The following is a 7,069-nucleotide window of genomic DNA, read 5'->3' on the forward strand; positions in this document are numbered from 1 at the left end:
GCCGGGGCGAGGGGGGGTGAGGAGGCGGGATGTGCGGCCGGTCACAGCAGGCTTTTTACAGCAGGCTTTCGTCCCGGACCGTCCAGCCCGCGCCCAGCTCACGGCGCAGCGCCTCCAACGCGGTGTACGCCTGCTGTTTGAAGAGCCGCAGTTCTTCGTCGGACCAGGGGGACGGGTTCGGCGGATAGTCCCAGTCGATCGACGACTGGTACCACTCGCTCAGCCTTGCCAGCTCGGCACGGGTGGCCGGGGTGATCGGCAGGCGCTCCAGCTCGCAGGGGTAGCCGTAGGGGCTGTCCATGTCGTCCGGCCACAACGGGACGTCTACACCGGCCTCGAATAAGAAACGCAGGTAATGAACCACGCCGCAGCCTCTCACGACGCCAACTGAGGCTTCGGCGTACGGTCTGGCAGGCGGTGCGTGTGGTGGGCGGTGGGCGAGGAGGGGTCAGGTTCCGTGTGGGACGGGAGCCCCATCGACCCAACGGCGGTAGGCGTCCCCGTCGACATTGCTGCCGCACACGATCGTGACCACATGACGGCCGGCGAAACGGTCACGGTCCTCCAGGATCGCCGCGATACCGAGAGCCGCCGAAGGTTCGACGACGAGGCCGGCGTGTTCGAGGAGCATCCGCATACCAGTGATGATCGACGCCTCCTGGACCAGGACCGCGTCGTCGGCGACCAGGAGGAGATCGTCCAGGACGGCCGGGATGGGGCGCCGGCCGGCGACACCGTCCGCGATGGTGTCGGTCGAGTCGGTGGTGACGACGCGCCGCCGGTGCCACGAGCGGGTCATCGCCGGTGCGCCCGACGGCTGCACGCAGATCACCTCGACCCCGGGCGCCAGGGCTTTCAGCACATGGCCCACACCGGTGGCCAGCGCCCCGCCGCCGAGAGCGATCAGGATGGCGTCGAAGGGCGGCGTGACGTTGAACGGTGGCGCGGTGTTGAACGGCGGTGCGGTGTCGGCCAGTTCGGCCAGTTCCGCCTGTCGTTCTGTTCGTTCTGTTCGTTCTGCATGTTCTGTCAGTCCCAGCAGTTCCAGGCCGATGGTCGCCGCGCCCTCGCAGGTCTCGAGGTCCAGGCTGTCCTCGACCAGCCGGATGCCTTCGTACCGCGCGATGGCCGCCGCCCGCTCGCGCGCCAACTCGTGGTCGCCGTCCACCAGTTCCAGCCCGGCGCCCAACGCGCGGATGCGATCCAGCTTGGTCGCCGTCGCGAAACGGGACGCTACGACGGTCACGTCGAGCCCCCGGCCGCGACCGGACCAGGCGAGGGCCTGGCCGAGGTTGCCCGCACTGGCGCACACGACGGCCCGCGGACCACGCTCGGCGAGCAGACTCGCGACCACCTCGGTGCCGCGCCCCTTGAAACTACGGACAGGGTTCGCCGTTTCGAGCTTGATGCTCACCGCACACCCGAGACCGGGCTCCAGCGCCTCGCAGCGGTACAGCGGAGTGTCGAGAAACACCGGGTCGATCACCCGGCGAGCGGCCCGGATCCGCGCGGTGTCGAGGCGTGTCTGCTGCACGACAGGGGAGCGTAGCGCTGCGGCGCTGTTCCATCCGGGCGGAGGCCGGCGTTCCTCTTCGCCGGTCACGGACGCAGGTCGGCCGGCAGTCCGTCCACGTCGGGGTAGGGGAGCTCCCGGGGCAGCAACCGGCCCGCCGAGTCGAGGTCTCCGCTGCTGACGAGCGCCCGGATCTAATGGGCGAGCGGTGTCACGTCCCGGATGCCGACCGTCCACTCGTCCGCGTACCGGCGCACGGCCTCACCGGACAGACCGAGTTGCAGGGCGCGGTAGGGCAGCGGTTGCAGGCGCAGGTCCCGCTCGGGGTCCCACTGCACACGAGCGGGCGCACGCTTCAACTGCCGCTGCCAAGCGGCTCGGTCGGGGTGCATTCCGCGTACATAGCTCGACACGCATGCGTGTCGCAGCGCCCACTCGAAGCCGTCACGGCTGATCTCGACAGCGAGGACGGTCCCCTTCCAGCGAGGTTGACCTGCGGGGATGCCGCGAGAAGGTTGCCTTGACGAGTGGATATGCGCGACGGCAATTGCTGGGTAGAGTCATGTGGTTACAGCTGGTTGTGGGGACAACCAGAGTGCCTCGGGGAGGGCCAGCACCTCATGAGTCGTCGTTCTACCGGCGTTGTCGGCGTCTGGGCTGAAATGCAACGGCAGCAGCAGCGCCAGATACAGGCGGAAGCCAGGCGACAGAGACAGGAAGCGCAGCAAGCGCGTGCCTATCAGCGGCGGGCCGCGCAGAGCCATCGTGAGTACAGGCAGGCAGAGGCGCTGCGCCGCACAGAGGAACTGGACGCACAGGTTGCGTCGCTGCAAGGTCTTCTCACCTCGGGTTGCCAGGCTCCGGCTTTCAGGGCTTCCTCGCTCCTGCGCTCCGAGGACGTCCAGCCCTTCGCTCCAGGAACATTGGCGCAGCCCGTGCCCATGCCGGACTTCAATCAGTACCAAACGCAGAGTGGGTGGACCGCCAGTCGCCGGGCTCAGGCGCAGGCCGAAGCACGGGCGCGCTTCGAGCGGGACTGGCGGGTCGCCCAGACGGCGGAGGCCCAGCGGCAGCAGCAACTGGCGTCTTACCAGCGGGAGTACCAGCAGTGGGCCGATGCCCAGCTGACCGAAGTACGTCGGTACAACGCCGGCATCGTCGAGGTGACCGATGGAGTGAGGCGCCGCGATCCTGAATCTGTGGTCGAGTACTTCTCGGGCGCTCTCTACGCCTCCACATCGTGGCCGGAGGATTTCCCACGTCAGGTGGCAGCCGCCTATGACCCGGCAGCTCGACAACTGGTGCTGGACTGGGAGTTGCCCGCCTACGGCATCATTCCCGAGGTCAAGTCCGTGCGCTACGTGTCCGGGACGGACCAGGACAAGGAGACCCCTCGCCCAGTGGGTCAGCGTCGTGCTCTGTACCGGGAGGTTCTCGCGCAGTGCACGCTGCTCGTCCTGCACCAACTCTTTGCCGCGGATGAGCTGGGCGCGCTTGAGTCGGTGACGTTGAACGGGTTCGTAGACGGGCACGACCCAACGACGGGCCGACCAGGCCACATTTACCTGGCTACCGTCATGGCGTCGCGTTCAGCGTTCCGCGACCTGCACTTGGCACAGGTGGACGCAGGCAGCTGCCTGGCCGACGCGCTGCGCGGCCAACTCTCGCCCCGCCCCGACCAACTGACGCCGGTACGCCCGAGTCGCCTGCCGCTGGATGTCGGCAACCGCGTTGTCGCGCATGGCAGAGATGAGGAACCCGACCTGTACAGCATGGATCCGATCGTGTTCGAGGACCTCGTTGCCGATCTCTTCCGCGCCATGGGGATGCAGGCGGTCACCACCCAACGCTCCAACGATGGTGGCGTGGACGTCGACGCACTGGATCCGACACCGATCCGCGGTGGAAAGATCGTCGTGCAGGTGAAGCGCTACCGCAACACGGTGCCGCCCACCGCCGTGCGTGACCTGTACGGGACCGTCCAGGATGCCGGCGCCAACAAGGGCGTCCTCGTGACGACGTCAGGATTCGGCCCCGGCTCGCATACCTTCGCCAACGGAAAGCCGCTCGAACTCATCTCGGGCACTCAACTCGTCGACCTGTTACACCGCCATGGTTTGCGGGGGCGCCTGGGCGAAACCGCCCGTCAGGCCCCAGCACAGCCGACGCCGTACGGTTCGGGCACGCCGCTGCCCGACGACTACAACGTCCTGGGCATGTCGTGGACCGGAAGTGTGGCCTTGGATGTGTGCGCTCTCGTGTGCCATGGCAACCGTGTCCTCAGCGACGAACACTTCGTCTTCTTCAACAACCCTCGGACAACCGATGGCTCGGTCCGCGCCATTCCTCCCACGGCACCTGACAAGGCCGCGATCTGTGTCTCCTTCGATGGCCTGCCGGATGACGCGGACCGGTTCGTCCTCGTCGCAGCCATCGACCCAGAGGTAAACCCTGAGGCGGACCTCTCCGGTTTCACGGACGCTTGTATCCGCCTGCGCGACCCGGGGCTCAACGAACTGGGACGACTCGACGTCTCCGACGGCCGGCCACGCGAAACCGCCCTGGTACTTGGCTCGTTCCGGCGAAGGACGAACGGGGACTGGGACTTTGTGCTCGGCGGCAAGGGCTACACGGGTGGCCTGGAGGAACTCGTTCAGGACTTTGGTATCGAAGTGGACTAGCACCATCCACGGGTTCCGCCCATGCATCGTGGGCAGCCACGGGGGACACGGCTCGCCTCCGCTGTTGACCGGCCTATTGTTCGTGTCCGTCCGGGCGAGCGCTGTTAGGGTGCGGCGCCGTGAGTACAGATATCCATGGCGGCATCGAGTTTCGCCATCCCGGCGTCGGTACCGACTACTACGACGGCGAGCCATGGGTGGCCGCCATGGATCTCTGGCCGCTGTACGACGAAACCGACTACATGGCCTTCGGTTGTCTCTTCGGAGTGCGCAACTACGCGGGCTTCGAACCGCTCGCACCGGACCGTGGCCTTCCCGTCGATCTGTCGAGCGGGATGCGCTCGCAGTTGGGTCCTTGGGTCGCATCGGACGACCTGCACAGCGCGAGTTGGGTCAACTGGGCGGAACTGGCCTCGATCGATCTCACAGCAAACCCGCATGAATTCATCGGCCGGCTGACGTGGCGCACGAAGGCGCTGCCATCGATCCTGCATCAGCATCCGGTTTCCGACTCGCGACTGCTTGAGGCCCTGTCCGTGGTGGGTGACCCGCCATCCGACCTGCGTGACGCGACGGAACGCGTGGAGTGGACCACCGACGAACTGACCTGCACGTACGAGCCGTTGACGGTCGGCGCGGTCCTGGGGCCTGAGACTCACTGGCCGCATGTCTTCGCTGTGATGAAGGCCCTGGCAGGCCGTTTCGGTGACGAGGGTGTTCGCCTGGTCGTGGCCTTCGACTGACTGCCTGGAGCCCGTCCCTCACAACACAGGGGAACGCTGTCGGACCCCGCTCGCGAGACACTCGCTGTCCTTCAGGTGTCCAACTGGTCGCCCTCCTGATCGGGCCACCGGCACCATAGATGTGGTCTGTCAACGAGGCTTGATGACCCATGTCAAGCCTCGCTCACAGACCCTTTGAGGTTGGCTCCGACAAAGGGTTGATCTTAGTAGTCGATGGAACGGAGCATTTCCTACCTTCGGCTGCGCATCACGTTTCGTCCGCACCATCATGAGGAACCACGAGCAGCTCGTGGCCTCATAAGTGGAGGCGCGTCATGAGTAAGAGACCAAAGACGATCACTGTCCTATCGTGGGTCACCCTCCTCGCTGCGCTCTTTCTGCCTGCGTTGTTGCTGCGCGGCCAACTTCTGGGCACGGGTGATTCGTCACGGCTCGCAGCCGTCCTCACGTACGTCGGTGTACTGGTCACTGCATCGGTGGCGCTGATTGGCTACAGCATCAACCTCCAGACGGAACGGCGACTGGGGAACGAACACGACGAGCAGCAACGGCAGTTACGGCTCGATGCAGCGATGCGTGCCGGGCAACTCATCTCCCCGCGTGATTCTGGGCCCGCGCACCCAGCAGCACTGGCGTCGGGGCTCTTGGCCCTCACAAGGCTTGATCAGGCGGAACTCGCGGTGGTTCTCCTTGTCGATCTGTGGTCCTGCGACCCGGATGGGAGCCAACCTGAGTCGCCGAGTGGAGACGCAAGGTTGCCCAGGGTCTCGCACGAAACAGCCATCCTCGTGATCGATGCGGCTCTCAGATCTGCGTCCCCCAGCGCACGACTTGTCGCCGCAGAACTGCTCTGCCGAAATGCGACCAGACTCGACACTTGCCACTCCCTGCACTGGCCCCGTGTGGTGGACGGCTGCTGGGATCCAACGTTCAGCCCAAAAACGAAACTACTGATCGTCGAAGCCTTGGTGAGGATGACCATGTCTGGTCCAACCGAGGAAGGAGCTCTGCGATCGGTGGCGGTGCGTCTTTACGCGATCTGGGATGGGGATCCCAGCCCAGAGGTCAAAGGGTGTATCGGCAAGTTCATCGGAAAGATCATTGGACGGTTGGACGACTTCGGCGTCAAGCAATTCGTGCATGGTCCGAAGATGGAGATGGTGACCATCGAGAGCCTGCGAGCAGCTGCGAGAACCGCGGCCGACAATCCCGACGATTACCTGGCTAAGCTCTCGAACGAGCTGGGGAACGCCCTGGGTGAGTGGGCGACCTCGTGCCAGGCACAGTCGGCCAGGCCTGGAGCGCTGGCGACAGCCGCAGCCTTGACTCAGTAATACGCATGCGACGCCAGACCCGCACCATGCACGCTCGATCAGTGGGTCCGAGCGGCCTGGACTGTCCGATGGGCCGCGTGGAGCGGATCACTGGTGAAGTGATGTGCACTTACGGACCGCTGACGGTCGGCGATGTCCTGGGGTTCCGAAACGCACTGGCCGCATCTCTTCGCCGTGATCAGGGCTCTGGCCGGCCGCTTCGGATGGCGGCGTCCGCTTGGCCGTGGCGTTTCCCGAGCCGCCCACAGGCGAGTTGCTGTGAGCAGGGATGAGGTCTGTGCACGCCGCTTGATGACCCACGTCATCCGGTCCCGCTTCCACGCGGCGGGAAAGCGTCCCTCGCGGGCGGCGGGCAGGCCGATCTCCGGGGGATACGCCTGGTAGACGGTGATCGTGGACTCCGAGTGCACCGCACGGATCCCGCGCTGCGGTTCTTCCATGGCGTACAGGGTGAGGGCCGGGCGGCTCACGAAGCCACCGGTTTTCGACGGCCGTTCGCTCTACGACCGCCGTTCACCTGCGACTGCCGTTCGCTACGGCGGAGAGTGACCGGCCGCAGCACCGCCAACGTGTCAGCTCAGTAGCTCAGTAGCTCAGCAGCCCAGCAGCCCCGCGCTCACGAACGCCGCCGCTCCCGAATCGCAGGCAGCGCATACTCCTTCACCGCGCTGATGACCCCACGGGCAACCGGCTCGGGGTCGGTCGTGGCCGAGATGGTCCACCAGGTGTCGCGGTTCGCGGGGAGGAGTCGGCCTATGCGGCTGTGCCAGGCGGCGGGGCCGTAGACGGTGTTCGGGC

The 7,069-nt window shown here is 66.0% G+C and carries 6 protein-coding genes and 2 pseudogenes; 3 read left to right on the plus strand and 5 right to left on the minus strand.

Annotated features, from left to right (window positions below):
* Positions 1-55: 55 nt before the first annotated feature.
* The 3 genes and pseudogenes from ACNFOC_RS48195 to ACNFOC_RS48205 form a co-directional block, all read right to left on the minus strand.
* On the minus strand, positions 56-379 hold the full coding sequence (locus ACNFOC_RS48195; protein WP_521986855.1) for an immunity protein CdiI family protein: 324 nt from the start codon (positions 377-379) through the stop codon (positions 56-58).
* A gap of 69 nt (positions 380-448) precedes the next feature.
* Positions 449-1,534 carry a threonine ammonia-lyase gene (locus ACNFOC_RS48200; RefSeq protein ID WP_416965343.1) on the minus strand — a complete coding sequence of 362 codons (1,086 nt, stop codon included), beginning with the start codon at positions 1,532-1,534 and terminating at the stop codon, positions 449-451.
* A gap of 65 nt (positions 1,535-1,599) precedes the next feature.
* A pseudogene (locus ACNFOC_RS48205) lies at positions 1,600-2,007 on the minus strand (DUF4291 family protein); the annotation flags it as partial.
* 126 nt (positions 2,008-2,133) lie between these two features.
* On the opposite strand from ACNFOC_RS48205, the gene ACNFOC_RS48210 reads away from it, so the two are divergent.
* The 3 genes from ACNFOC_RS48210 to ACNFOC_RS48220 all read left to right on the plus strand — a co-directional run bounded on the left by ACNFOC_RS48210 (position 2,134) and on the right by ACNFOC_RS48220 (position 6,271).
* The gene (locus ACNFOC_RS48210; RefSeq protein WP_416965344.1) at positions 2,134-4,194 is read left to right on the plus strand and encodes a restriction endonuclease; all 2,061 of its coding nucleotides are present in this window, start codon (positions 2,134-2,136) and stop codon (positions 4,192-4,194) included.
* 119 nt (positions 4,195-4,313) lie between these two features.
* Positions 4,314-4,937 (plus strand): hypothetical protein, encoded by a 624-nt coding sequence (locus ACNFOC_RS48215; RefSeq protein WP_416965345.1) that lies wholly within the window; start codon positions 4,314-4,316, stop codon positions 4,935-4,937.
* A gap of 314 nt (positions 4,938-5,251) precedes the next feature.
* Positions 5,252-6,271 (plus strand): hypothetical protein, encoded by a 1,020-nt coding sequence (locus tag ACNFOC_RS48220; RefSeq protein ID WP_416965346.1) that lies wholly within the window; start codon positions 5,252-5,254, stop codon positions 6,269-6,271.
* Between the two features lie 293 nt (positions 6,272-6,564).
* On the opposite strand, the pseudogene ACNFOC_RS48225 reads toward ACNFOC_RS48220, so the two are convergent.
* Together ACNFOC_RS48225 and ACNFOC_RS48230 are read right to left on the minus strand one after the other, a co-directional pair.
* Positions 6,565-6,711 (minus strand): annotated as a pseudogene (locus ACNFOC_RS48225) (DUF4291 family protein); the annotation flags it as partial.
* 176 nt (positions 6,712-6,887) lie between these two features.
* Positions 6,888-7,069: hypothetical protein (locus tag ACNFOC_RS48230; protein ID WP_416965347.1), on the minus strand; the 182-nt coding region annotated here is incomplete at its 5' end.

Origin of the sequence: Streptomyces colwelliae (assembly GCF_048158785.1) — a bacterium.
Lineage (GTDB): Bacteria > Actinomycetota > Actinomycetes > Streptomycetales > Streptomycetaceae > Streptomyces.

What these genes read in the sequence shown, in the direction of transcription:
- ACNFOC_RS48210 (WP_416965344.1), top strand. Translation starts at nt 2,134, where the DNA reads ATGAGTCGTCGTTCTACCGGCGTTGTCGGCGTCTGGGCTGAAATGCAA.
- ACNFOC_RS48220 (WP_416965346.1), top strand. Translation starts at nt 5,252, where the DNA reads ATGAGTAAGAGACCAAAGACGATCACTGTCCTATCGTGGGTCACCCTC.